Origin of the sequence: Paenibacillus sp. FSL L8-0494, assembly GCF_038003695.1 — a bacterium.
In the GTDB taxonomy this organism is placed as follows: Bacteria; Bacillota; Bacilli; order Paenibacillales; family Paenibacillaceae; genus Paenibacillus_AQ; species Paenibacillus_AQ odorifer.
The window spans coordinates 959,352-984,938 of the sequence record NZ_JBBOPQ010000001.1; the positions used below are offsets into that span (position 1 = coordinate 959,352).

12 protein-coding genes are annotated in these 25,587 nt (G+C 51.2%); 11 read left to right on the plus strand and 1 reads right to left on the minus strand.

The window, feature by feature from the left end:
* Positions 1–190 precede the first annotated feature (190 nt).
* The 11 genes from NYE35_RS04310 (at position 191) to NYE35_RS04360 (ending at position 25,154) form a co-directional block, all read left to right on the plus strand.
* Positions 191–5,245: an endo-beta-N-acetylglucosaminidase gene (locus tag NYE35_RS04310; RefSeq protein WP_341120244.1), complete on the plus strand. Its 5,055-nt coding sequence runs from the start codon at positions 191–193 to the stop codon at positions 5,243–5,245.
* A 180-nt stretch (positions 5,246–5,425) separates the two neighbouring features.
* The gene (locus NYE35_RS04315; RefSeq protein WP_076098670.1) at positions 5,426–7,249 is read left to right on the plus strand and encodes a cache domain-containing sensor histidine kinase; all 1,824 of its coding nucleotides are present in this window, start codon (positions 5,426–5,428) and stop codon (positions 7,247–7,249) included.
* The gene (locus tag NYE35_RS04320; RefSeq protein ID WP_036684924.1) at positions 7,242–8,762 is read left to right on the plus strand and encodes a response regulator transcription factor; all 1,521 of its coding nucleotides are present in this window, start codon (positions 7,242–7,244) and stop codon (positions 8,760–8,762) included. The genes NYE35_RS04315 and NYE35_RS04320 overlap by 8 nt, the downstream gene beginning before the upstream one ends.
* Before the next feature lie 174 nt (positions 8,763–8,936).
* Positions 8,937–10,439 (plus strand): ABC transporter substrate-binding protein, encoded by a 1,503-nt coding sequence (locus NYE35_RS04325; protein ID WP_036684926.1) that lies wholly within the window; start codon positions 8,937–8,939, stop codon positions 10,437–10,439.
* Between the two features lie 124 nt (positions 10,440–10,563).
* A complete protein-coding gene (locus NYE35_RS04330) occupies positions 10,564–11,469 on the plus strand; it encodes an ABC transporter permease (protein WP_282579979.1) in 906 nt (301 codons plus the stop codon).
* A gap of 24 nt (positions 11,470–11,493) precedes the next feature.
* Positions 11,494–12,417 carry a carbohydrate ABC transporter permease gene (locus tag NYE35_RS04335; RefSeq protein WP_036684927.1) on the plus strand — a complete coding sequence of 308 codons (924 nt, stop codon included), beginning with the start codon at positions 11,494–11,496 and terminating at the stop codon, positions 12,415–12,417.
* Entirely contained in the window at positions 12,414–14,708 is a 2,295-nt protein-coding gene (locus tag NYE35_RS04340; protein WP_341120246.1) for a glycoside hydrolase family 3 N-terminal domain-containing protein, read from the plus strand. The genes NYE35_RS04335 and NYE35_RS04340 overlap by 4 nt, the downstream gene beginning before the upstream one ends.
* Before the next feature lie 4 nt (positions 14,709–14,712).
* Entirely contained in the window at positions 14,713–17,871 is a 3,159-nt protein-coding gene (locus tag NYE35_RS04345) for an alpha-mannosidase (protein ID WP_341120248.1), read from the plus strand.
* A gap of 36 nt (positions 17,872–17,907) precedes the next feature.
* Positions 17,908–19,227: a glycoside hydrolase family 125 protein gene (locus NYE35_RS04350; RefSeq protein WP_076105361.1), complete on the plus strand. Its 1,320-nt coding sequence runs from the start codon at positions 17,908–17,910 to the stop codon at positions 19,225–19,227.
* Positions 19,224–22,385 carry an alpha-amylase family protein gene (locus NYE35_RS04355; protein ID WP_341120250.1) on the plus strand — a complete coding sequence of 1,054 codons (3,162 nt, stop codon included), beginning with the start codon at positions 19,224–19,226 and terminating at the stop codon, positions 22,383–22,385. Before NYE35_RS04350 ends, NYE35_RS04355 begins: the two co-directional genes overlap by 4 nt.
* A 21-nt stretch (positions 22,386–22,406) precedes the next feature.
* Positions 22,407–25,154: an alpha-mannosidase gene (locus NYE35_RS04360; protein WP_076105363.1), complete on the plus strand. Its 2,748-nt coding sequence runs from the start codon at positions 22,407–22,409 to the stop codon at positions 25,152–25,154.
* Between the two features lie 44 nt (positions 25,155–25,198).
* Here the strand turns inward: NYE35_RS04360 and NYE35_RS04365 are convergent, their stop codons facing one another.
* Positions 25,199–25,486, minus strand: coding sequence for a hypothetical protein (locus NYE35_RS04365; RefSeq protein WP_036684938.1), 288 nt, complete (start codon positions 25,484–25,486; stop codon positions 25,199–25,201).
* Between the last annotated feature and the right edge of the window lie 101 nt (positions 25,487–25,587).

Below are 25,587 nucleotides of genomic sequence, written 5' to 3' on the forward strand. Positions count from 1 at the left end.
GGTGCCGACAAATATGAATGCGCTTGCACATATGTGGTTGGATACAGAATGTACAGGCAGAAGAGGGTAGGAGCGGCAGAGGGACGGGATAACAGAAGTAATCTACTTGCTGTTCGGCGACATAGACAGCACACATTACGCTTCATGGATGAGAGTAACCGAAACAACTACAGGACGAGGAGAGTGGAAAATGAACCTTCACACCGGTAAAAAGGCGCGTCGTAAGCTGACATCAGCTGTTCTGGCGGCAGCTTTGCTAGTTTCAGGACTTCCCCTAACGGCTTACGCCGGCGATACGTGGCCTTTTACAGGAGACAGTGCGCCGGGTGCCAATCAGCCTAATGTACATGGATATACGAGCAGCCATATTGCGAACTGGAGTCCGGCAACTGATCCGGATGCAGAGCTGTTGAGATCGCGGGTGCCGCTGCAGAAGCGGAATGCCCCATTTGCTGCAACCCAAGCTAACCCAGCGCTTAGCGCAGACACACAGATGATCAACGTTGCTGGCGACTACGGGAATGCTTTTATTGAGAACGCGCCGTATACGAACAAGTTTGCGCAGTATCATTTTAACTTTTGGCAATATATCGATTACTACTCCTATTGGCACGGTACAGCAACTGCGTACACCCCGCCGGAATATTATGATGAATTGGCCCAGAAGGACTGGCAGCAAAAATGGTTCGAATTCGGCATGCTGAATATCCCGAACCCTACCTACACCGATGCAGCGCATAAGAACGGCGTGCTGTCATTGGCGGGAATCTTTTTTTCCAATAATGACCGTGGACAGCAGACGTACAAACAAATGATAGTTAAAGACGAGAATGGTAATTTTCCGGTGGCGGATAAACTGATCGAGATGGCCGGATATTTCGGGTTTGACGGTTATTTTGTAAATCAGGAAGAGATGAATCCGAATGTCGCGACCCAGGATATCCCCGATTACATCGGTTTTATGAAGGTGCTGCAAGAGGGCGGCCTATATGTACAGTGGTATGACTCGCTGAACACCAATACCGGTGCTAATACGTTCGCCCGGACGATTAATGATACCAATATCTCCTTTTTAGTGGATAAAAGCACCAAGGAACCCGTCTCCAATTCGTTTTTCTTCGACTACGGGGCTGGCAATACACAGATTACCAACGCGGCTAATTACTTAAGCAATCTGAATACCAGTCTGGGAACAAGCTACAACTTGTTTGAAGTTGGTTTTGCAGGGCTGGAAGCAGGCCGCGACCGGTTCAAGTCCGTTAACGGAACAGCGTTGATGAACAAGCTGGACAGCAATGGCTTGCCACGGCTCAGCTTGGCTACACTCGGTGCGGACTTTGTTCATGCCGGTCTGGATGAGGACATGAACCTGTCTTACCCGGTCTCGCACAGATCCGAAAATGACTACCAATGGATGACAAAACTGCGTGAGCAGCTATGGTGGTCAGGCCCGAACGTGGACCCTAAGAATACGGTCAAATCTGCAACCAATACCGTTTCCGATGTTTATGCCGACAACCGTTACTGGCCGGGAATCTCCTCCGTCATTGCGGAGCGTTCGGTAATTAAGGACAAGAACTTTTACACCAATTTTAACACTGGACAGGGCTTGTCCTATTCCGTGAACGGTGAAGTATCGAACCCGGATGAGTGGTCTAATATGAGCCTGCAGGATATCCCAGTGACTTGGCAGTGGTGGCAGGATACTGCTGGCAATAAGCTTACTGTAGATTTTGATTATGGACCGGAGTACAACCTTGCGGGCACAAACCGGTACAACTATGAGCAGATCGGTGCGTATAACGGTGGCAGTTCACTGGTGGTGAACGGCAATCTGAATGCGAAGAACTTCTTGCGTCTGTACAAAACAGAGCTGGAGGTCAACGGCAACTCCAAGCTGTCGATCAGCTTCAATAAGCCATCTGCCACGGATGCTTCGGCGATGGCGGTAGGACTCATCCTGGCTGATGATCCGAATACCGTAGTAGAGGTCGCTATTCCAAACAGTGGTCAACACTCGGAAGGTTGGGTGACAAAGGAGCTGGACCTGAGTGCATACGCGGGTCATAATATTGCAGCCCTTGGACTGGTCTTCGATCCCGGGCAAGGAACAGCGTCCACCTACCAGATGAACGTCGGACAGCTGCGCGTTTATGACGGGTCTGCCGTAAAGCCCGCAGCTCCTGCGGAATTAGCAGTTGCGGAAGCTTTTACAGATACAGGTGAAATGGTTGTGAAGTGGAAGCTAGATCCCGATTACACTAAGATCAAGCAATATAATGTGTACGTGAATGATGTATTTATGGGCGGCAAATACGATGAGGTGTTCTATCTGAAGCATCTCCCAGTGAAATCCGGAACCCTTAAAGTGGTTGCAGTGGGTGCGGATGGAGTGGAGGGTGAAGCGGCAACGCTGGCTTTTGATCTGGATGCGGCGGTTTCCGGAGTGAAGGTGGATTCAAGTGCGGACGGAGAGTTGAATGTGAACTGGACGAACTCCGCCCAAGCTTCCGGTGACATTACCGTTCGAGTGCAGTCCTTGAATTGGATTACGACATCCGAACCGGTGTCACAGCAAGTGGTTGTCCCGGCAGGTGCAAGCACTGCGCTGTTCACGGGGATGCCGGTAAACGGCGATGATTACATTGTCACCGTTACCGCAGGCAACACCAATCCAGTCTCGGTCAGCGGCCGGTTCATCGACACGGTCGCGGAACCTTACGCGGAAGAATGGTCCTGGACGGACGGCAAGCTGAATCTGCCGATGCCGAATACCAGAGACTGGCGGTATATGTATGTGTATGAGGATGGGAATGCGAAATCTTTTGCCACAACGTATAGCTCTGGCAATAAGCCGATGATTATCCGTGGACGGACAACTAAGGCGAGCTTAAGCTTCACCTCGACGGCAAAAGTAGTGCATGTGGTGATGGAGGATTATGCAGGCAACCGCTCCAAACCGGTCTATCTGAAAGGCAGCTATCCCGTTCTCTTTGATGCTAATGGGGGTGAGCCAGCAAATACTGTGGCCGAGGCTGTATATGGCACTTTGCTCTTGGAGCCTACGGGCATTGACAGAGAGGGTTATGACCTGGAAGGCTGGTATGTTGGAGAAGGAGAAGGTGCGCGAAGATGGAATTTTGCCGAAGATCTGATAACCGGTGAGCTGAACTTGCAGGCGAAGTGGGCCTTGCAAGCTCCAAAGGTGCAGATCGTAGGGGAAGGCTCCTTTCGTGAAAATACGTCCGCGACACTAATGGCAGTTGCCACTGGCGCAGGGCAGCTGACTTATGCCTGGTATGCGGACACGGGCAGCGGTTATGGAGATGCGTTGGGAATGTCCGCCTTCTATAATATCCCTGCTTTGACTACCGGGATGAATGGCAATAAGTACAAGGTCATCGTCACCAATGAATCTGGTGACAGCAGTGAAGCAGAGTACACACTTAACGTAACTCCGGCTGAAGCACCATGGGAAGCGCCTGATTTCATAACCGATCTTCCATCTGCACTTGATGTCATTACCGGTGAAGAGGTGAAGCTGTTCGTACAGATCCGCGGGGATGTGGAATCGATTCACTGGGAGACGAAGGCAGCAACCGCAGAGGAATGGACTGTGGCGGAGAGCGTGACTTTGGCGGTATACGCATTTACTGCTTCTGAAGCAGACAGCGGTACGCAGTTCCGTGTGGTTCTGACTGGAAAAGAGGGAACGGAGCCTTCAACAAGAACCGGTAATGAACTTACGGTGACAGTACATCCGGCACCCGATGCGCCAATTATCACCGCTTATAGAGTAGATAAGAATCCGGCAGCTGTAGGTGATAAGGTGTCTTTTGCAGTAGTGGCTTCTGCAGTTTATGGCGAGTTAAGCTACCAATGGTTGAAAGACGGGCAGGCCATTGAAGGCGCTGTGGAGCGTAACTATACAATTGCTTCTGCAAAAGAAACAGACAGCGGCGAATACACGGCCGTAGTCACCAACACCAAAATACTGAATGGCCGCCCTTATACGGCTGTTCAAAAGAGCGGGATTATTGATTTCGAGGTCCACAATACTCCTGTATCTACACCGCAGCCGACATCGGCTCCAGGGACAGGTACAGGAACTGGCGGAACGACTTCAGCAGCGACAGCAACGCCGCTTCCAAGTCCGACTAGTGCAACATTGACTGTTCCAGCAAGTGTACTCAGTACATCTACTGAGAACGGCAAAGTGACGGTAAATGTGCCGGCAGGCGTTACAGCTATCGAGCTGCCTGTGAATGCAGGTGAATTGCTAGGGATCCGTCAACTTGAATTGGCCGCCTCGGGAACCACACTTGGTATTGCGCCGGAATTGCTGGTGCAATTGAAGGCTCTGCTTAATGAAGCTCAAGCTTCAGGCAGCAAGATTCAGGTGAAGCTCAGCCCGGAAACTTTGAACATGAGCACACTGAAAGCAGAGCGTGGGGTGGTCTTGCGGGGTACGGGGATGACGTTTGATCTGAGCATCATCGCGGGGAATGGTACATCTAACCGTCTTCCAAGCTTCAGCAAACCAGTAACCATACAATGGAGTGCAGCAAATACGGATTATAATACTAATTTGCTTGGTTTATATGCTATTGCTGAAGGGGGTTCGCTTACCTATCTCGGCGGAGTATACGCGAATGGCTTCCTGCTAGGAGAGTTTAGCGGAACAGGCAGGCTGGCTGTGCTGGAGTACAATAAATCCTACGCTGACGTTCCGTCTACCCATTGGGCTGCGGACACTATCCGCCAGCTGGCGGCTAAACATCTGATACAAGGCACTTCCGAAAATGGATTTGAGCCCGCCCGCAGTATTACAAGAGCGGAATTTGTGAAGCTGCTGGCTGGCGTGCTGGGACTGCAAGCTCAGGCGGAATTGAAATTTAGTGATGTGCCATCTGGTGTATGGTATGAGCAAGACCTGGCGCGTCTGGTCCGGGCAGGTATTGTAGGCGGACGCACTGCTGAACACTTCGATCCGAGTGCGAACATCAGCCGCCAGGAGATTGTGACTATGCTAATGCGTGCCTATGTACTGGAGCATGGAGCGCTTCAGTCTTCAGCCCCGGCAACATTCACCGATTCCGGTGAGGTAGCAGCCTGGGCGGCAGACAGCGTGAATGCTGCGTCATCACTGGGTCTGGTGAATGGCCGCACGGACGGGAATTTTGTACCCGGTGGCTTGGCGACCCGTGCCGAGGCTGCGCAGTTCATCTTGAATTACATCCGGTAGATTATATAGTCCCACCCCGGTCTGCCCAAGGAGCCCTTTGCTCCATGGGCAGACTGTCTTTGCTTAGCGGAGGAATGCAAGCTTTTACCAGCCACAGGCAGGAAGCACCTCATGCTATACTTTATTCATAATGACAAGCAGCGAAGCTTAGGCTTCCCCCCCTGCTGTAGGAGGTTGCTGATGTTTCCGGGGAAATTGTACAGAAAGTATCTGAAGAATAATCTGTTTATGAAAATCATCCTGCTCTTCTCAGTCATTGCCGTGGTCACCATTATCACCTTCTCTTACCTGATGTTCTTGCTCATGTCTCAGGCCGTAGTGCAGCGGCAGATGGAGATTCAGAAACGTACCGTGGAGAGCATCAACAGCTATATTGAGCAGAAATATGACTCTGTACAGTCTATGATGCGGGACGTGTACCGGGACACGGAGCTGACTGCTAATACGTCGTATTTGCTGGAGCACCCGTATGAAGATTACGTGAGGTACCGGCTGGATCGGTATTTCAACGAAAGTAATGCTACGACGGATACCGTGCAGTTTTTTCGCAATCAAGTTGAAGATGATTCTGATATCCGCAGTTTAATGCTCTACAGTGCAGCTGAGCAGCAGTTGTATGTCTATAACGACCAAGGCAAATTTCAGATTATTTCCACTAATGCAGCCCATTCTTTTGTACCGGATGCGCTGTATCTGGAGGAGGAAGGCAGTGTCACCGCTCCAAACACTTGGGTCAGTCAGGCGATCTCATCTCCGGAGGGGCCGATGTTTACGGTTCGTACCCCGGTCAATAACAAGATATCACTGCGCAACATTGGTCAGCTTCTAGTCTATTTTGATGCCAGCGAGGTCTGGGGGAGTATGGGCAATTATAAGGATGACTTCAAGGGAAAGATTCTGGTGCTGGCAGCGGATGGGGATGTGTTATTTGATACCTCGGGCACTTATTATGGAAAGCGCTATCCTTATCCCGAGCAGATGAATTCCGCCTATACAGATGGTGAAGAAGTTGGCGGGATGATCATTACTAAGCAGACTCATACCCAAGGCGGATTTACTGTGTTGAGTGCTGTGCCTAAGCAGGAATTAGCCGCCACCTATAGGGGATTGCGGAACATGATCTTCATTATCTGCTTGATCTGCCTGTTGTTTGCGATTATTACGCCCACTTTATTTATCAATAATTTTGCCAGACGGACTCATAAAATTATCAAGTTCACCCGCAAAGTGAAAAACGGTGACCTGGATGCCCGGATTACCGATGTCAGAGAAGACGAGCTGGGGCAGATCTCCAAGAGCTTCAACGACATGCTGGATGAGCTGAATCTTCATATAGACCGTGTGTTCAAGGCTGAAATCAAGCAAAAACATACCGAAATTGCCGCGCTTGAAGCCAGGGTAAACCCACATTTTCTCTACAATACCTTAGAGGTGATCCGGATGAGGGCCATCTCTCAAGGAGCTTCAGATGTCGGGGAGATGATCTACAGCTTGTCGGTGTTGTTCAAAAGCTATGTTCACCAGAAACCCAAGCATACGATGAAGGATGAACTAGAGGCCTGCCGTTTATATCTGGAGCTGTTCCGCATCCGTTATAAGGATAAATTCTCTTATACAATGGAATGCGGGAAAGAGCTTACCGGAAGAGTTGTACTCAAAATGTCGCTGCAGCCCATCATTGAAAACTACATTCTGCATGGGATGCGCGTGGACAAGAATGATAATCACATCAGTGTGGCTGTGGCCAAGGATGGCAAATATTTGCGTGCGGTAGTTACAGACAATGGGCGGGGGATTGCCCCGGACAGATTGGTCCAGCTCAAAGAAGGTCTTTTGCAGCCAGATGAACAATCGGAATCATTCGGCCTGCGCAGTATTCATGAACGTTTGAAGCTGCTTTATGGCAGTGAGTATGGCATTGAATTACAAAGCGAAGCGGGTACCGGCACAACCGTGACTGTGTATTTTCCCGATCTGGGAGAGGATGATCCAAACCATGTATAAAATATTCATTGTGGACGACGAGCCTTTTATTATCGAAGGATTATATGACATTGTGGATTGGGCAGCACTGGGGATGGAGATTGTCGGCCACGCCGAGAACGGCCAGGAAGCGCTGGAGTCGTTGCGGTTTGTCCCAGCGGATATTCTGATTACGGATATTTCCATGCCGCTGATGAACGGACTGGATCTGATCCGGGCTGTGCGGGAGATTCAACCGGAGATCAAAGTTGTTATCCTCAGTGGTTATGATGAATTTGGATATCTTAAGGAGGGAATGGCGCTCGGCATTGAAAATTATCTGCTCAAGCCTATTAATTTGCAAGAGTTCCGGGCAACATTAGTAACTGCCGCCGAGAAGCTGGGTGTCTCCCGCCAAGAGAGTCAATTCAATGCGCATAGTATTTCCATTCTGCGCGATAATGTGATGTACCGTTGGCTGCGGTGCCAGATTGGGCCGAAGGAATTCAGCGAACGGACTGATTTTCTGGGACTTAGACTAGATAAGCCGCTGGTGCAGGTAGCTCTGCTTCGCCCTGAACAGGACGCTGCCGAGCTATTCCAAGCGGTGGAAGAGGTTGTAGGCGGTAACCCGTCTTTGATTGCATTCCGGGATATGGATGGAGATACCGTGCTGCTGCATCTGCTTAGTGAGTATCAGCAGGGCAAAGAAGCGGTGGAGAGGCTTCATGCGCAGCTGCTGTTATCCCTAACTGGCGGTCCGCCAATGCGTCTCTCCGTAGGAACGGTGGAGGAGATGGAGGAGGCTGCGGCTCAGAGTTATGCCCATGCAAAGATGACTCAGGAATATTTCATGCTGTTTCCAGAGCGGAATCTGCTGCATTATGAGGAAGTTCAGGACAGGCATGAGGTTGCTGTCCAAGGTATGCCGCTGAATTGGGAAGATGATCTCAAGCTGATTATGGCGAAGGATAAGGAAGCGCTGCTGGTGCGGATCCAGGATCATTTTGAGCAGCTGCGGCAAATGGAGGGGATTACACCTGTGCTGCTGCAAGGCATTGCCATGGAATGGTTGATCCGCTTCAAGATGCAGCTGCAGGAGATCCGTCATGTGGAAGAACCGGAGCTTTTCGCAGACGGTTTTGGCCTCATTCGCTCCACAGTTTCCATAAATGAACTAACTCAGATTATTCAGGAAGCCGCTACCATTACGGTAGACGCCTTAGTTCGGGACGTAAAGAGTCCAGTCGTGCAGCAGGTGCTGAATTATATCCATGAGTCCTACAATGAAGATGTGTCACTGAAGACCCTCGGTGCCCAATACCATATTCACCCGGTGTATTTGGGACAGCTGTTCCATAAAGAGGTGAATGAGTCATTCACCGAATATATCAATAAATACCGGATTGAGAAGGCGAAGGAGCTGTTGCGGAATACCTCACTTAAAGTTCATGAAATCGCTCTCAAAGTAGGTTATTGGGAGACTGGATATTTTTACAAACAATTTAAGAAGCATGTCGGGATATCTCCTACGGAGTACAAAGGGCTTGTCTAGCGGACCCCCGCTGCAAGCTTTTCTTTATTTTCTACATGATTTATTTAGTTTATCTTCTGTTTGAAAATGCTTTCATAAATTACAGTAAAGATAGTCCTTGAAGGAGAAAGCTGCTGGTTTAATTCCGGATTAGGCCAGCGATCTTGAGGTAAACAAAGGGGAGGTTATACAGGAATGGGCAACAACAAAAGAAAAAGGTTTTCCCTGTTACTGACATCACTTATGGCATTCTCGCTTGCGCTCAGCGCATGTGGCGGCGATTCAAACAACGCGGCAACTAACAGTTCAGGAGCGGGAGGCGACGGTGCATCATCCGAGAAACCAGTCGAACTGATCTGGTACACGATCGGCGGACCGCAGAAGGATCTGGACCGTGTCGTGGAAGAAGTCAATAAGTACACTAAAGAGAAGATAAATGTCACCCTGAAGATGAATATGATTGATTTTGGTGATTATACACAAAAAATGCAGGTCAAAGTAGCCGCTGGTGAACCCATGGACATTCTCTTTACGTGCTCTTGGGCGTTCGATTATGTGCAAAATGCCCGCAAAGGCGCTTTTATGGAATTGGACAGCCTGCTTAATGAATATGGAAAAGGCATCGTAGACACGATTGATCCGGCGTTCCTGGAAGGTTCCAAGGTAGATGGACATAATTATGCCGTTCCTGCCAACAAAGAGCTTCCGGCGCAAGAAGTTTGGCGCTTCAATAAAGAGCTGCTCGACAAATATAACCTCGACATTTCCGGGGTGAACACAATGGAAAGCATTGAACCACTGCTGAAGACGATCAAAGAGAATGAACCGGGCATCACGCCTTACGCTATGGTGAAGGATTTCATGCCAGTGCTGCCGTTCGACTACATCATTGAAAAGATGCCAATGGCTGTTTATATGGACACGAAGGATTACAAGATCGTGAACATTCTGGAATCCCCAGAACTCAAAAGCACTCTTGAAACCGTTCGCAAATATTACAAGGCAGGTTATATCTCGCCGGAAGTAGCAACTACAACTTCGGTGGATGATCTATATAAATCTTCGAACTGGTTCATGGATCGCGCGGCTACCCAGCCGATGGCGGACAATCTGTGGTCGGCAAGCTACGGCTATCCTGTAGTTTCCACGCCAGCTGGCAAACCTTACATCTACAACTGGTCCGTTATGGGTTCGATGCAAGCCATCTCGGCTAACTCCGCATATCCGGAGAAAGCGATGGAGTTCCTGAACCTGCTCAACACCGATCCGGTGCTGCGCAACATGATTGACTCCGGAATCGAAGGCGTGCACTACGAGAAGACTGGTGAGAATTCCATGAAGAACCTGGATGAATCCAAGAACTATGACATGCCAACCTTCTCGCTGGGCAATATCATGATCAACTATTTGAACGAGGGTGACCCTGAGAACAAATGGGAAGAGTTCAAAAAGTTTAATGAATCCGGTGTAAATGCACCGCTGCTTGGTTTTAACTTCGACACTTCTAAGGTGACCACTGAAATCGCTGCGGTTCAGAACGTAAAAGAAGAATACTGGTCACCACTGATGACTGGAACCGTTGATCCTGACGAGTATCTACCGAAAGCTATTGAGAAATTCAAGGCAGCTGGTTTGGACAAAATTATCGCTGAAGCGCAATCGCAAATTGATGCCTGGAAAGCGTCCAACAACAAGTAAAACATCAACGTAAGAGAAGATCGGGGCAGGGGCGTGGCCTCTGACCCGGTCTTTTTTTTGAAATATAAGGACATACAGGAGGGATCTAAGTGTGAAGACAATCAGCGGATTTATAAAAAATATTATGAATAACAAGATTATGCTGCTCATGGTTTTACCAGGTGCGCTTTGGTTTCTCTTTTTCTCTTACCTGCCGATGATAGGAACGATTATTGCTTTCAAGGAATACCGCTTTAGCCGCGACGGCTTCTGGGCGAGTATTATCAACAGCAAATGGGTGGGGCTAGACAACTTCAAGTTTTTGTTTACCACCAATGACGCGTACATCATTACCCGCAACACCTTGCTCTACAATGGAGCGTTTATCCTGCTTGGCTTGATCTTGTCGGTTCTGATGGCGATTGTGCTGTCCGAGATTGTGAACAAGAAGCTGGCCAAAGTGTATCAGACCGGCATGTTCCTGCCCTACTTCCTGTCATGGGTCGTGGTCGGCTATTTTGCATTTAGTTTCCTGAGCTCCGAACGTGGGATGCTGAACCAGATCATGGGCTTTTTTGGCGCAGAGTCAATTCAGTGGTATTCGGAAAAAGCCTATTGGCCGTTCATCCTGATCTTAGTCTATCTGTGGAAAGCGGTTGGTTACAACAGCGTAGTTTATCTCGCAGCTATTATGGGGATCGACAAGTCGCTGTATGAAGCGGCGATGATCGACGGAGCTAGTAAGTTCCAACAGATTCGCAATATTACACTGCCGTTGCTGAGTCCAATTATTACGATCATGACCCTGCTGGCCATCGGTAAAATCTTCTACGCCGACTTCGGTCTCTTTTACCAGGTGCCTCGTAATTCCGGTACGCTCTACAGTGTCACGAATGTTATTGATACCTATGTCTATCAAGGGCTCAAAACAACAGGTGAGATTGGTATGAGCACTGCCGCAGGTCTGTATCAATCGGTTGTCGGCTTTACGCTAGTGATGACCTCCAACTATATTGTCCGCAAATACAACAAGGATAGCGCTTTGTTCTAGAACCTCATGAAAGGAGTGGGCCATATGTCTTCCATTACTAAGACTAAAAAAGAACGTGATTTCCACCATCTCTCAACGCCCTGGAATATCACTTTTAATCTGATAGCCGGCATCTTTGCGTTTCTGTGCGTGTTTCCGTTTCTGTTCGTCGTGATCATCTCCTTCACCGATGAGGTGGCACTGGCGCGGGATGGCTATAAGCTGATTCCGGCAAAATGGAGTCTCGGCGCATACCGCTATGTGTTTGAATCCGGAGATATGCTGCTGCGTTCCTATGGTGTGACGATTTTTGTTACGGTGATCGGGACGATCATCAGCCTTTTGTTTATCGCATTTTATGCGTATGCCATTTCCCGGAAAAGCTTCCGTTACCGCAATTTCTTCTCTTTCTTCGCGTTTTTTACCATGCTGTTCAACGGTGGACTTGTGCCGACTTATATTATCGTTACGCAGTTTCTAAGCCTGAAGGATACGATCTGGGCGCTGATTTTGCCGCTGGCGGTGAATGCTTTTTACATTATGATTCTGCGCACCTTCTACAGCACGAGTGTGCCTGATGCCATAATCGAATCCGGCAAAATCGACGGGGCGGGCGAGTTCCGTATCTTCCTGAAATTGGTGTTGCCTTTATCACTGCCCGGTCTGGCTACGATTGCCTTGTTCAGCACCCTCGGCTATTGGAATGACTGGTTCAATGCGCTGCTGTACATCGACAACCCGAATTTAGTCCCGCTGCAATCGATGCTGATGCGGATCGAGACCAGTATGCAGTTTATTTTGCAGAACTCCCAGAACAGTTCGCTCAGTCTGGAAGCTCTTCGCTCCATGCCGCAGGATACATCGCGGATGGCGATGGTGGTGCTGGCGACAGGGCCGATTATTTTTGCTTATCCGTTCTTCCAGCGTTATTTCATTCAAGGTCTTACTGTAGGGGCTGTTAAAGAATGAGTTATACAAACCCGAATTTACCTGCTGAAGAACGGGCGGAGCATCTGCTCGGACTGATGACTTTGGAAGAGAAGGCCGGCCAGCTGATTCAGCCTTTTGGCTGGCAGGCCTATGAACATAGAGACGGTAAGATGACCTTGACAGAAAGCTTCAAGGAGAAGGTTGCGGGGGGCGGCGTGGGCTCGCTTTACGGGATGTTACGCGCTGACCCGTGGACCGGTGTGACGCTGGCCACTGGTCTGTCTCCGCGTGAAGGTGCGGAAGCGGTGAATACGCTCCAGCGGTATGTGCTGGAGCATTCGCGGCTGGGCATTCCGGTATTGATCGGCGAGGAATGCTCGCATGGTCACATGGCGATCGGGGCCACCGTATTCCCGGTGCCCCTGTCGCTCGGCAGCTCCTGGAATGTGGAGCTGTATCGTGAGGTCTGCCGCGCCGTAGCGCTGGAGACACGCAGTCAGGGCGGCGCGGTTACGTACTCGCCCGTGCTGGATGTGGTGCGTGATCCCCGCTGGGGCCGCACCGAGGAGTGCTTCGGCGAGGACGCTTACCTGATCAGCGAGATGGCGGTTGCGGCCGTTGAAGGTCTGCAGGGGGAATCCTTGCAGAGCGGCGGCAGCGTGGGGGCTACGCTGAAGCATTTTGTGGGATACGGCAGCTCAGAAGGCGGCCGGAATGCCGGGCCTGTGCACATGGGCTGGCGTGAACTGCTGGAAGTGGATCTGCTGCCCTTCAAAAAAGCGGTCGAAGCGGGTGCAGTCTCCATTATGCCTGCTTATAACGAAATAGACGGCGTGCCTTGCACGACAAATACAGAACTACTAGAGGATATACTCCGCGAAGCATGGGGGTTTGAGGGTCTAATCATTACCGATTGCGGAGCTATAGAGATGCTGGCCTCTGGCCATGATGTAGCTGAAGATGGCATGGATGCAGCAGTGCAGTCAATGGAAGCCGGCATCGACATGGAGATGTCCGGGGAAATGTACGGCAAATACCTGGTGGCTGCCGTCCGTGATGGCAAGCTGGACCCGGAACTGCTGGATCGTGCGGTCCGCCGTGTGCTGACGCTCAAATTCAGGCTGGGCCTGTTCGAGCAGCCATATGCTGATCCTGATGCGGCTGAACGCGTCATCGGCAGTAAGGCGCATCAAGAGCTGGCCCGGCAAGTGGCGGGCGAGAGCATCATCCTGCTGAAAAATGAAGCAGGTGTGCTGCCATTATCCAAGACGGCCGGCACGATCGCCGTCATTGGCCCTAACGCCGATGCCGGGTACAACCAGCTCGGCGATTACACCTCGCCACAGCCTCCGGCTAAGGTAGCGACCGTGCTCAGCGGCATCCGCAGCAAGCTGGCTGCAGAGCCGGAGCGGGTGCTCTATGCACCGGGATGCCGGATCAAAGGCGATTCGCGCGAAGGTTTTGAAGCCGCGCTCGCTTGTGCAGAGCAGGCCGATACCGTTGTTATGGTCGTCGGCGGCTCCAGTGCACGCGATTTCTTGGAAGGCAGTATCGATCTCAAGACAGGCGCGTCCAAGGTGACGGAGAATGCCTGGAATGATATGGACTGCGGCGAAGGCATTGACCGGGTGTCGTTGACCCTGTCGGGAGTGCAGCTGGAACTGATCCAGCAGGTTCATCAACTCGGCAAACCTGTGATCGTCGTTTATATTAACGGCCGTCCGGTGAGCGAGCCTTGGATTGACGAGCATGCACATGCCATTCTGGAAGCCTGGTATCCAGGCCAAGAAGGCGGACACGCTGTTGCGGATATCCTGTTCGGCGATGTGAACCCTTCCGGGAAGTTGACTGTATCTGTGCCGAAGCATGTGGGCCAGCTCCCGGTCTATTACAACGGCAAACGTTCCCGTGGCAAAAGATATCTGGAGGCCGATTCCCAGCCTCAGTATCCGTTCGGCTTCGGGCTTAGCTACACCGAATTTACGTACTCCGGCTTGAAGGTAGAACCAGAAGTAATTACGGCTGGGGAGACGGCTACAGTTTCCGTGGACGTTCAGAATACAGGAGACCGTGAGGGCGCAGAGGTGGTGCAACTGTACATTTCCGATGTCGCCAGTAAGGTCACGCGTCCCGCCAGGGAATTGAAGGCTTTTGACAAAATCAAGTTGGCTCCGGGTGAGAAGCAAACCGTGTTGTTCACGGTAGGACCGGAGCAATTGCAATATATCGGACCGGATTTAAGACCTGTTGTAGAGCCAGGAGCGTTTAAAGTGCTGGTGGGTAAGCATGTGAATGATACACTGAGCACCGATTTGACGGTGAGGGGGTAAAGACATGGAACGCATTAAACGCTTCATCCGCGAGCTCTCCGAGCAGCAATGGTTAGAAATGGAGGAATTGCGCGATTGGGAGATTATGTCCTCGGTGTATCAATTGCCGGGACAGTATGACAAGCTGCAGCCTTACAAGGACGCCAGCAATTATGATCTCTTCCCGAGTGTGCAAGGAACGACCTATTTCTTCCGCCGTACTTTGGAGATTCCGGCTAACTGGCTGCCGGGCCACATCGGACTGATTTTTGCTTCAGGTGGGGAAGGGCTGCTGCGGGTGAACGGTGAATCGCGGCAAGGACTCGACCGCAATCATACCTTTGTGACCCTGACAGGTGATCCTTCTGGCCGTCCGTTGGAACTGGAAATCGAACTCTTCGATCCGGTCCCCGAGCCGGTGGACCCATTAAATCAACAGGCGGTGATCCAGCCGCCGATTCGGCTGATCCACAGCCAGCTGGTGCTGGTGAACAGACCTGTGCAGAGTCTAATGTACACGGCAGTAGTGATTCGCGATTCGGCAATTCTGCTGCCTGAGCAGGACCAGCGCCGTAACCGGATGCTGGAAGCTTTGTATGTGGCGATGGATGAATTCGTTGGCCTTACCACGCAGGAGATCCGCGATGGTGGTGAGATTACGCGAATCGAGCAGAAGCTGCGGGGCAGAGTCGGGGAGATCGGCGGTCATGCCGAAGGAACAATCCACATGGTGGGCCAGTCCCATATCGATATTGCTTGGCTGTGGCCTGCGCGCGAGACCGTGCGCAAGACTAGCCGGACGTTCTCGACGGTGAATGCCCTGATGGACGAATATCCTGACTATCAATATGCGCAGAGCCAGCCGCTGCTGTTCGAATATTTGAAAGACAATGACCCGGTACTCTATGAGAAGGTCAAGACGCGCATCCGTGAAGGACGCTGGGAACTGGTCGGTGGGATGTGGATCGAACCGGATCTGAACATTCCGAGCGGAGAATCGCTGATGCGGCAAATGCTGTATGGCCAACGCTTTTATCTGGAAGAGTTCGGGCGCACCTCGCAGATTGAGTGGCTGCCGGATACCTTCGGCTACTGCGCCTCTCTGCCGCAGATTCTGCAGCATGGTGGAATCAAATATTTTATGACCACCAAGCTGGGCTGGAATGACACTAATGTCTTCCCTTACGATCTGTTCCATTGGGTCGGCATTGACGGCACACCAATGTTGTCTTATCTGAATCACGGGGTTAATGAGAATACGCTGCCCAAAGATGTGCATGAACACTATCAGTCCTTCCGCGAAAAAGATAAACATAACGAGCAGATGCTGCTCTATGGGCATGGTGACGGCGGCGGCGGGGTCACGCGCGAGATGCTGGAATATATCCAGCGTGCCGAGCTAATGGTCGGCCAGCCGGAAAGCAAATACAGTAATGCCGCGGATTTTTTCGCGGGCATTACGCACAGTCAGCCGCAGCTGCCGCAGTGGCGGGGCGATCTGTATCTGGAGCTGCACCGCGGCACCTACACTACGCACGGCCGCAACAAGCGGAACAACCGCAAGGCGGAAGTGTTGTACCGTGAAGCGGAGCTGTGGCAGACACTAGCTTCGCCGCAGCTGGACACAGAGCAACGTGCCGTAGTTGCCGGGCAGTTGCATCAGGGCTGGAAGCTGATTTTGTTGAACCAGTTCCATGATATTATTCCGGGCTCGGCGATTACCGAAGCTTACGAGATCTCAGAGAAGGAATACGCAGAGGTGTTTGAGCTTGGCCGTGTTGCCCTTCAGCCGGGGCTTGCGGCATTGGTGGGGAACATTAACACATCAGGCGAGGGCACACCTTACATTGTTTTTAATAGTTTGGGTTGGACGCGTGATGCCGTAGTCGAACTTGCTCTCAGCGAAGAAGGAGCCGACTGCGGAAACTTTGCGGTGTATGGCGAGGATAACGTACTGCTGGAAGCAGATGTCCTGACGGAGGAGGCAGCAGTTTCTGGTGTCTCGGTTCTCGTTCCGGAGATTCCAGCCTTTGGCTACAAAACGATCTGGATTCGTGATCTGTCTCAGAACACATCCGATGAAAGTCATGCAGAATCTGCCGCTGCTGAACATAATCAAACAGCTGTAGGAGCTGTTCCCTTCGGCGACCGTTGGGAGACGGACTATTATCGTATTACCTTTAACGAGCGGGGAGAAATCACCAGCCTTTTTGATAAAAAAGGAAACCGGGAGATCGTAAAATCCGGTGAGCCGGCGAATCGCTTCCACTTTTTCCACGACCGTCCCACGCTTTGGGATGCCTGGGACATTGACAACCGTTATGAAGCCCAACCCGCCGGGGAGGCTGAACTTATAGAAAAGGCAGTGATCCGCACTGGTGCGTTGCAGGATATTTTGCGCTTCCGCTGGAAGCTGGGCCAATCCGAGATTACTCAGGATATGATTCTACATCACCATAATCCCCGGATTGATTTCCAGACGCATGTAAGCTGGAACGAAGCCCATAAGCTGCTTAAGGTAGGGTTTCCAATTGATGTTGTGGCGGATAAAGCGACTTACGAGATACCTTTTGGTGCGCTGGAACGTCCGACCCACCGCAACACCAGCTGGGAGCAGGCGCAGTATGAGGTTTGCGGGCACCGTTTTGCCGATGTATCCGAACGTGGATATGGTGTCAGTCTGCTGAATGATTGCAAATACGGCTATGACATCCAAGGCAGCACCATTCGTTTGTCGCTCCTGCGCGCGCCGAAATGGCCGGATGCTACTGCGGATCTCGGCGAGCATGACTTCACCTATTCGCTATATCCGCACCGTGGGGATTGGCAGGAGGCTCATACTGTTCGCCGTGCAGCAGAGCTAAATCATGAGCTGTATACTTTTGCCGCTTCATCAACACAGGGGCAGCTGCCGCCAACGGGCTCATTTATCGGATTCTCCGGTGAGCATGTGGTGCTGGATACGATCAAGCCATCCGAGGATGGGCAGGGGACTGTTCTGCGTTTCTACGAATCCTCGGGAGGCCGCGAGCGGGTTCAGCTCAAATGGCAGCAGCCGGTTCAGAGCGTCTACCTGTCCAATGCTCTGGAAGAGCAGCTGGAACTGATCGAACACACGGCTGGCGGTGAACTGGAACTTCACTTTGCCCCTTACGAGATCAAAACAATCTACATCAGAAGTTAAATAATCACATCACAGATGCAAAGGAGCATAACTCACTTGGAACAATTCCGATTACCCAAAATAGCAATGCCCCAGCTACCGCTGCCGCAGGCTGTACAAGAAGTGCTTGCCGAAGCAGAGGAGAAGCTGGCACATCGCCCGAAGCTGTTGCAACTGTTCAAGAACTGTTTTCCGAATACGCTGGAGACGACGACTAAACTGCTGGATGACGGAACCACCTTTGTGATTACCGGCGATATTCCGGCCTCCTGGCTGCGTGATTCAGTGGAGCAGGTAATTCAATACGTGCCTCTGGCCAAAAACGATCCCGATCTCCAGCGCATTATCGGAGGTCTTATCAAACGCCATATTCAGTATATTCATATCGATCCTTACGCCAATGCATTTAATGAGTTGGCCAATGACTGGCACTGGAACACTACGGATGTGACCGAGATGTCGCCATGGGTGTGGGAGCGTAAATTTGAGATTGATTCGTTATGTTTTGTCGTACGCCTCGCTTATACCTATTGGAAAGAGACGGGTCTGACTGATTTCTTCGACGCGGGGTTCAAGTCGGCCATGCGCCAGATCTTCGATTTGTTCAAAAGAGAGCAGCGGCATTTCGAGCAGTCTCCGTACCGGTTCAGCCGCAATAACGGCATTCCGGAAGATTCTCTGCGCAATAGCGGTCTCGGCATGCCGGTGAACTATACCGGAATGATCTGGTCGGGCTTCCGGTCCAGCGATGATGCCTGTGATTTCCACTACAACATTCCTGGCAATATGTTCGCTGTTGTCGCGCTGCGCCAGATGCAGGAATTCGCGGAGTGGGTCTTCCGCGACCTAGACTTCCTGGCTGAACTTAAAGAACTGGAATTTGAAGTGGATCATGGCATCAAACTCTACGGCATTTATCGCCATCCGGAGTTTGGTCCGATTTATGCTTATGAGACCGATGGCTTCGGCAATTACTGCCTGATGGATGATGCGGGAACGCCCGGACTGATCTCCATTCCGTATCTGGGTTACGCTTCGGCGGATGATCCCATCTACCAGAACACCAGAAGTTTCGCATTGAGCAAAGAAAATCCGTTCTATTACGAAGGCACAGCTGCCAAAGGGATCGGCAGTCCGCACACTCCGGAGAACTATATCTGGCACATGGCGTTGTCCATGCAGGGCATTACGGCTCAGACTGCCGAAGAGAAGCTGGAACTGATTGCGATGCTGGAAAGTACGGATGCCGGAACCGGATATATGCATGAAGGTTTCCATGTAGATGATCCTAGTGTATTTACCCGCAGCTGGTTTGCATGGTCTAACAGCTTATTTTCGCAGCTTGTCTATCGGGCGATGAAGGAAGGTATTCTGTGAGCGGGGGCCGTATCATCCTGTTCGCGGACCCGTCTTTTCCCGGGTATACCGCAGCGGGCGGACTGACCACAGAACAGGCACAGTCCATAGGATTACATCATACTGACTCTCCTGTTCATGCAGAACAGCTGGCCGAAACGCTGGACAGCGCCAAGGCCGGGGACTGCTTCGTTAGCTTCCATGCTCCATACTTCCCGAAGGAGGCTTGGCCTTCCATCGTCGCTTATTTGAGCAGAGGCGGCAGCTTGATCAGCATTGGGGGTGCCCCGTTTAAGCATCCAGTCCGCCTAGTCGCTGAAGAGTGGCGGATCGAAGCTGAGCAGACTGCCTATCACCGCCAGCTGCATATCCATGAAGCGCTGCGTGTGAGCAGCACAGATCGCATACAGCAGCATGTTGCGCTTAGAGACATTCCGCTCTTCGTAGGTGATGAGCAGCAGCTGGCTCTGACGGATACCTGGAACCTGGTGCCGCATGTCACTAAAAGCAGTGACCTGCCGGAGCAGATGGGTTCCAGTGGACCTATGGACACGCGGATTTATCCGCTGCTTAAGGGCATTACCGCCGCCGGGCGGGAAGTTTCAGCTCCAGCTGTGCTGTGGGAGCATATCGGCGGGCCTTTTGCCGGTGGCCGCTGGATCTTCATCGGCCAACCGCTTACGCCTGATTTCTGGAATCAAGGCGGAACGGAAGCATTAACCCGCTGGGCAACCTTTGCCGCTCGGGGTGTAACAGAGCTGTGGCTGAAGCCTAACTATGCTTCTTATGAAGAAGGCGAGCGGCCGCTGCTGTTTATGCAGGGCCAGCGGCTAAGCCGCAGCCAATCATCACCGACATCAGCGCAGTGGACCCTGAACATCACTCTGAGCAAAGACGGGGAGTCTATCCCATGTTTTACTCACGAGTGCAAGCTTGAGGTCAGTCGCGAGCTGAACTTCCTACGTGTACCGCTTGCTGTAGAAATTCAACCTGGCCTGTACCATCTCACTTGCCATGCTGTATCTGAAGAAGGCGAAGTGCGGATGTTGCGTCAAGGCTTCTGGGGACATGACGTGGGCCTGTTATCGCAGGGGGAAGCGATTAAGGCTGGAAGAGATTATTTTATCAAAGACGGTCAGCCTTTACCTGTTGTCGGCATGACTTATATGACCTCTGACGTAGCGCGGAAGTTTCTATTCCTGCCAAATGCTGATGTCTGGGATCGGGATATGGCACAGATGCGGAAGGCAGGCATCAACTGGATTCGTACCGGCATCTGGACAGCCTACCGCAATATTATGCAGGTAGACGGCCATGCCTCGGAAGAAGTGCTGCGGGCTATTGATGCTTTTCTACTGACTGCGAAGCGGCATGGGCTGCAAGTTACCTTTACGTTCTTCTCCTTTACGCCGGAGACTTGGGAAGGGGCGAATCCTTATCTCGATCCGCGCAGTGTAGAAGCGCAAAAACGGTTCATCCGCTCCATCGTCGCCCGGCATCGCACGACAACCCATGTCGATTGGGATCTGATCAATGAACCGTCAATGTTTGATCCGCCGCGGATTTTCTCGGACGGACCGAGCTCGGCGCGAGATAAATATGAACGCGCTGCTTTCTCTGCTTGGCTGGAGGAACGCCATGGTGATATAACTTCGCTGCAAGAGCGCTGGAATATGACGCCGCTGGAATTGCCGAATTTTGCGGCTGCACAACCTCCTGAGCAAGAAGAGATTAACTTCAGTGTGCAGGATATTCATTCCGGGAAGCGCGGCACACGTTGGCTCGACTACTGCCTGTTCTCCATGGACATGCACAACGTATGGGCAAGGGAGCTTAGCGGCACTATTAAGGAACTCAGCCCAGATCATTTAGTGACCGTAGGGCAGGATGAGGCTTTGGGTGCCCAACGGCCATCGCCGTTCTTTTATGAGCGCGATGTCGATTACACCACTGTTCACAGCTGGTGGTTGAATGACAATCTGCTCTGGGATGGGATTTTTGCCAAAACCCATCACAAACCGAACCTCATTCAGGAGACCGGCATCATGTACGTAGAGACGCCAGACGGACGGGCTAAACGCAGTGAGGAAGAATTGCGGGCCATGCTGGAGCGCAAATATGCCTATGCGTTTGCTTCTGGAGGTGCCGGGGCTGTGCAATGGATCTGGAACACGAACTTTTATATGGATAATGCCAATGAATCACAGATCGGTGCGCTGCGGGCCGATGGGACTGAGAAGCCGGAAGCGGATGTGTCTTATGATTTTGGGCGGTTCATCGGCGAAGCCGGGGGATTATTTGACGGGCGGAAGCTGGAAGAGATTGCCGTGGTTTTCCCTTACTCTAATGACTTCTCTAACCGGAAGCTCGCCTATGATGCGACTACCCGCCTGACACGGATCTTATCTTATCAGCTTCATTTGCCTTTCCGCGCCGTATCGGAATACGATCTGGCTCCGCTGGAGGCAGAGCCGGCTAAGTTGATTCTCCTGCCGAGTGTGCACAATCTGGATAATGACGCCCTTCAGCAATTGCTGGACATAGTGGAGCGTACAGGTGCCGTTCTACTCATTACTGGAACATTGGGGGTTGATGCGTATTGGCAACCTTCGGATCGTATGGACGCAATAGTAGGAGCCCGTAAACTTGGCAACATGCGCCGTGAGGAGCAGCTTCTATTGAACGGACGCAAGTTTGCCGTGTCCTACGGACAGAAGCGAATCGCGGAGCTAGTCAAAGAAACGCCAGCAAATGCAGATGTTGATTCGTCTAGCTCAGGAGGTGTAGGTGATCACCTCATCGAACGCCAGATTGGCACAGGTCGCCTGATCTGGTGCCCGCTACCTTTAGAACTGAATGACCGCGACGAGCCAATCGCCGCGCTCTACCAATATGCTGCACAAGCCGCAGGTATCGAAACCGAGCTGGAATGGATCAGCGGTGGAGACCTGCCAGGTGTGTACGGGCGAAAGCTTGCTTTTGCAGAAGGTTCATTGTATATCTTCGTATCTGAATACGCCTGGGATGCCGAACTTGAAGTAAAAGATCCTGCAACTGGAGCTCATTACTCATTTTTACTGGAGAAGGAACGTTCGGTGTTGTTTGCAGCTGATTCAACGGGCAAGCTGGTAGCTGTCTATAGACCTGAAGAGGTTAACATTACGCTTAATAAATGCTGAAGAACTGAGGTGTACACACAGATGACCCACACAACAACCAAAACAGCCCATATCGTGTCCCATACTCACTGGGACCGTGAATGGTATTTGCCCTATGAGAAACACCACGTCCGTCTGGTTCAGCTGGTGGATGCACTGCTTGCCAAGCTGGACGGAGATTCCGCCTTCCGCAGTTTCTACCTCGATGGGCAAACCATTATTCTGGAGGATTATCTTCAGGTTCGGCCAGAGAACAAAGAGAAGCTGGAGCAGTATATCCGGGATGGGCGAATCTTGATTGGACCTTGGTACATTTTGCAGGATGCGTTCCTGACGAGCGGTGAGGCAAATGTGCGGAATATGCAGATCGGCCATCAGGATGCCGAGAAATACGGCGAGCCTTCCAAAATCGGTTATTTTCCCGATACCTTTGGATTGGTCGGACAGACTCCGCAGCTGATGTTGCAGTCAGGGATTACGAATGCTTTTTTTGGACGCGGGGTGAAGCCTACGGGATTTAACAACACTGTATCGGATGCGGGTTATGAGTCCTCTTTCTCCGAGCTGATCTGGGAAGGACCGGATGGATCCAAAATTCTCGGTATCCTATTTGCCAACTGGTATTCTAACGGCAATGAAGTTCCTGTAGAGGAAGGTGCGGCCCGGGAATTCTGGGACCGTAAGCTTGCGGATGCAGAGAAGTTTGCTTCAACGGGGGAGTTATTGTTCATGAACGGGTGCGACCACCAGCCTCTGCAATTGGATTTGCCGGAAGCTATCCGCACCGCCGAAAAGCTATACCCTGAAGTGAAGTTCGTGCATTCGAATTTCCCGGACTATCTGCAAGACTTGGATCAGCAATTATCTTCGGGTCAGCGGGAGCTCTCCACCGTTACCGGGGAACTGCGCAGCCAGCGTACAGACGGATGGGGCACCTTGGTGAACACAGCCTCAGCCCGGGTTTATTTGAAGCAGATGAACCAGCTGGGCCAGACTCTTTTGGAAAAAGTAGCCGAGCCGCTGGCCTCCATCGCCCGCCTGTCCGGACAGGACTACCCACATCATCTATTCACCTATGCCTGGAAGACGCTGATGCAGAACCATCCGCATGACAGTATCTGTGGTTGTAGTGTGGATGAAGTGCATCGTGAGATGGTAACGCGTTTTGATAAAAGTCGGCATGTTGCTGAGAGCATCATAGATGACAGCGTTAAGTTTATCGCAGATCAAGTGGATACTTCGGGCTTTTCTGCCTACGGGGAAGATGCAGTTCCTTTTATAGTGATGAATACCACGGGGTGGAAGCGTACGGGAACGGTGACTATAGAGCTGGATGCTGAACGGTTATATCTGCGCGAGGGTTATCCGTTGGATGAGACCGCCCGCAGAATGCTGGCTGTTGATTTGTCCGGCCGGATTCTCGTCGATCACACAGGGGAGGAATTAGCGTCTACAGTGGAAGACCTGGGTTTAAACTTTGGTTATGATCTGCCTGATGACCAATTCCGCCAGCCGTATATGTGCCGCAAGGTGAGACTTACTTTTGAAGCCCGCAATGTGCCTGCACTTGGGCTTTGTACTTACGCTTGGGTACAATCAGCTGCGGAATCCGCTCAGGGAAGCTCTTTAATAGAAGGAGAGCACAGCTTGGAGAATGCATCTCTCAAGGTAGTTGTTGCTGAGGATGGTTCATTTACATTATTGGATAAGCGCAGCGGTACCACTTATCGTGAGTTGGGGATTTACGAGAATACCGGAGACGTAGGCAATGAATACATGTACAAGCAGCCAGAAGGTGAACAAGCGCTGACGACCAAAGGCCAGCCTGCAGTCATTAAGGTGATTGAAGACTCTCCCTTCCGTGCGGCCATTGAGATCCAAATAGATTGGGAGATTCCGGCTTCGGCGGATGACACCTTGGAGGCGGAACAGCGTGCACTTGTGTATTATCCTGAGCGTAAAGCGCAGCGGAGCGTAAATACGGTGGTTTTGAAGCTTCGTACCGTCGTATCGCTGGAGCGGGAAGGCAAAGGCGTGCATATTGAATCCACAATTAATAACAAAGCCAAGGATCACCGGGTGCGAATGCTGTTCCCGACCGATTTGTCTACCGATGTGCATCGTGTGGATTCTATGTTCGAAGTGGCTATGCGGGACAATAATCCGGCACCGGAATGGGCAAATCCGAGCAATACTCAACATCAGCAATCCTTTGTAGATGTCAGCAATGGCGATGTAGGACTTACGGTAGCCAACCAGGGATTGAACGAATATGAGGTTCTGCGGGATGGACGCAATACTATTGCCGTCACCCTGCTACGCAGCGTAGGGGAATTGGGGGATTGGGGTTGGTTCCCAACTCCGGAAGCTCAGTGCCTGGGTGAATATACAGCACAACTGGAGCTGATTCCTCATTCTGGTGAGGGAAGTGAACAGCGGGCATTTACAGAGGCCTATCAATTCCAGATCCCTTGGACGGTATGTCAGACCGGTCTGCATAGCGGGAAGTTGAACTCTGGATATACCCCATTGGTTTGGGAAGGAGACAACATGGCCTTCTCATCCATGAAAATGAACGGAACTTCAGGCGACTTGTTTTTGCGTTGGTACAATATGTCCGCTCAGCAGACACAACTGCAACTGAAAGTGAACAGTCCTCAAGAGTATTTATTTAAAAGCAATATCTTAGAGCAGCTTAACCCTGCTTTACAAGGAGCAACGTCTTCGGTTCACCACTTAGAGATAGGTCCATCTGAGATTGTAACTGTAGGTGCGAAATTAAGCTTCTAGGTAAAAAGATGCCCCGGCGCTTCCCTGCCGGGGCATCTTTTGATTTACTTTCTTCTATAAGACTTGTGCCAATCTTGAATGGCCTCTTGGCGGGAGGGGAATCTCATCTGGATCCAGTTGTTTGTCTCCCATTCATGAATCGCCTGCTGTTTAGTTTGGTAAAAGCTGTAGTCGCAAATGTTCCAGCTGTTATACAGTTTCTGATACCATTTCCCTTTAGGGATGTCGCCAGGGGAGCGGCGGACGGCTTTATTGGCTTGTTTTTTAGCCCATGAGGAACCGTGTTTCTGTTGGTCGCTGCACACGGGTTGCTTTTTCACACTTCTGCTCATTGATTCTCCAACCTCCTTTTAGAGGGAAGCTAGAGATCATGCAAGGTCTTTATATGAATCACCTCTTTGCCAAAAATAATGGAGTTGATACCTATGTATGA

Excerpts from the sequence above, each read along its gene's own strand:
- NYE35_RS04335 (WP_036684927.1), top strand. The coding sequence starts at position 11,494 with ATGTCTTCCATTACTAAGACTAAAAAAGAACGTGATTTCCACCATCTC.
- NYE35_RS04320 (WP_036684924.1), top strand. The coding sequence starts at position 7,242 with ATGTATAAAATATTCATTGTGGACGACGAGCCTTTTATTATCGAAGGA.
- NYE35_RS04345 (WP_341120248.1), top strand. The coding sequence starts at position 14,713 with ATGGAACGCATTAAACGCTTCATCCGCGAGCTCTCCGAGCAGCAATGG.
- NYE35_RS04330 (WP_282579979.1), top strand. The coding sequence starts at position 10,564 with ATGAATAACAAGATTATGCTGCTCATGGTTTTACCAGGTGCGCTTTGG.
- NYE35_RS04315 (WP_076098670.1), top strand. The coding sequence starts at position 5,426 with ATGTTTCCGGGGAAATTGTACAGAAAGTATCTGAAGAATAATCTGTTT.
- NYE35_RS04310 (WP_341120244.1), top strand. The coding sequence starts at position 191 with ATGAACCTTCACACCGGTAAAAAGGCGCGTCGTAAGCTGACATCAGCT.
- NYE35_RS04360 (WP_076105363.1), top strand. The coding sequence starts at position 22,407 with ATGACCCACACAACAACCAAAACAGCCCATATCGTGTCCCATACTCAC.
- NYE35_RS04365 (WP_036684938.1), bottom strand. The coding sequence starts at position 25,486 with ATGAGCAGAAGTGTGAAAAAGCAACCCGTGTGCAGCGACCAACAGAAA.
- NYE35_RS04325 (WP_036684926.1), top strand. The coding sequence starts at position 8,937 with ATGGGCAACAACAAAAGAAAAAGGTTTTCCCTGTTACTGACATCACTT.
- NYE35_RS04340 (WP_341120246.1), top strand. The coding sequence starts at position 12,414 with ATGAGTTATACAAACCCGAATTTACCTGCTGAAGAACGGGCGGAGCAT.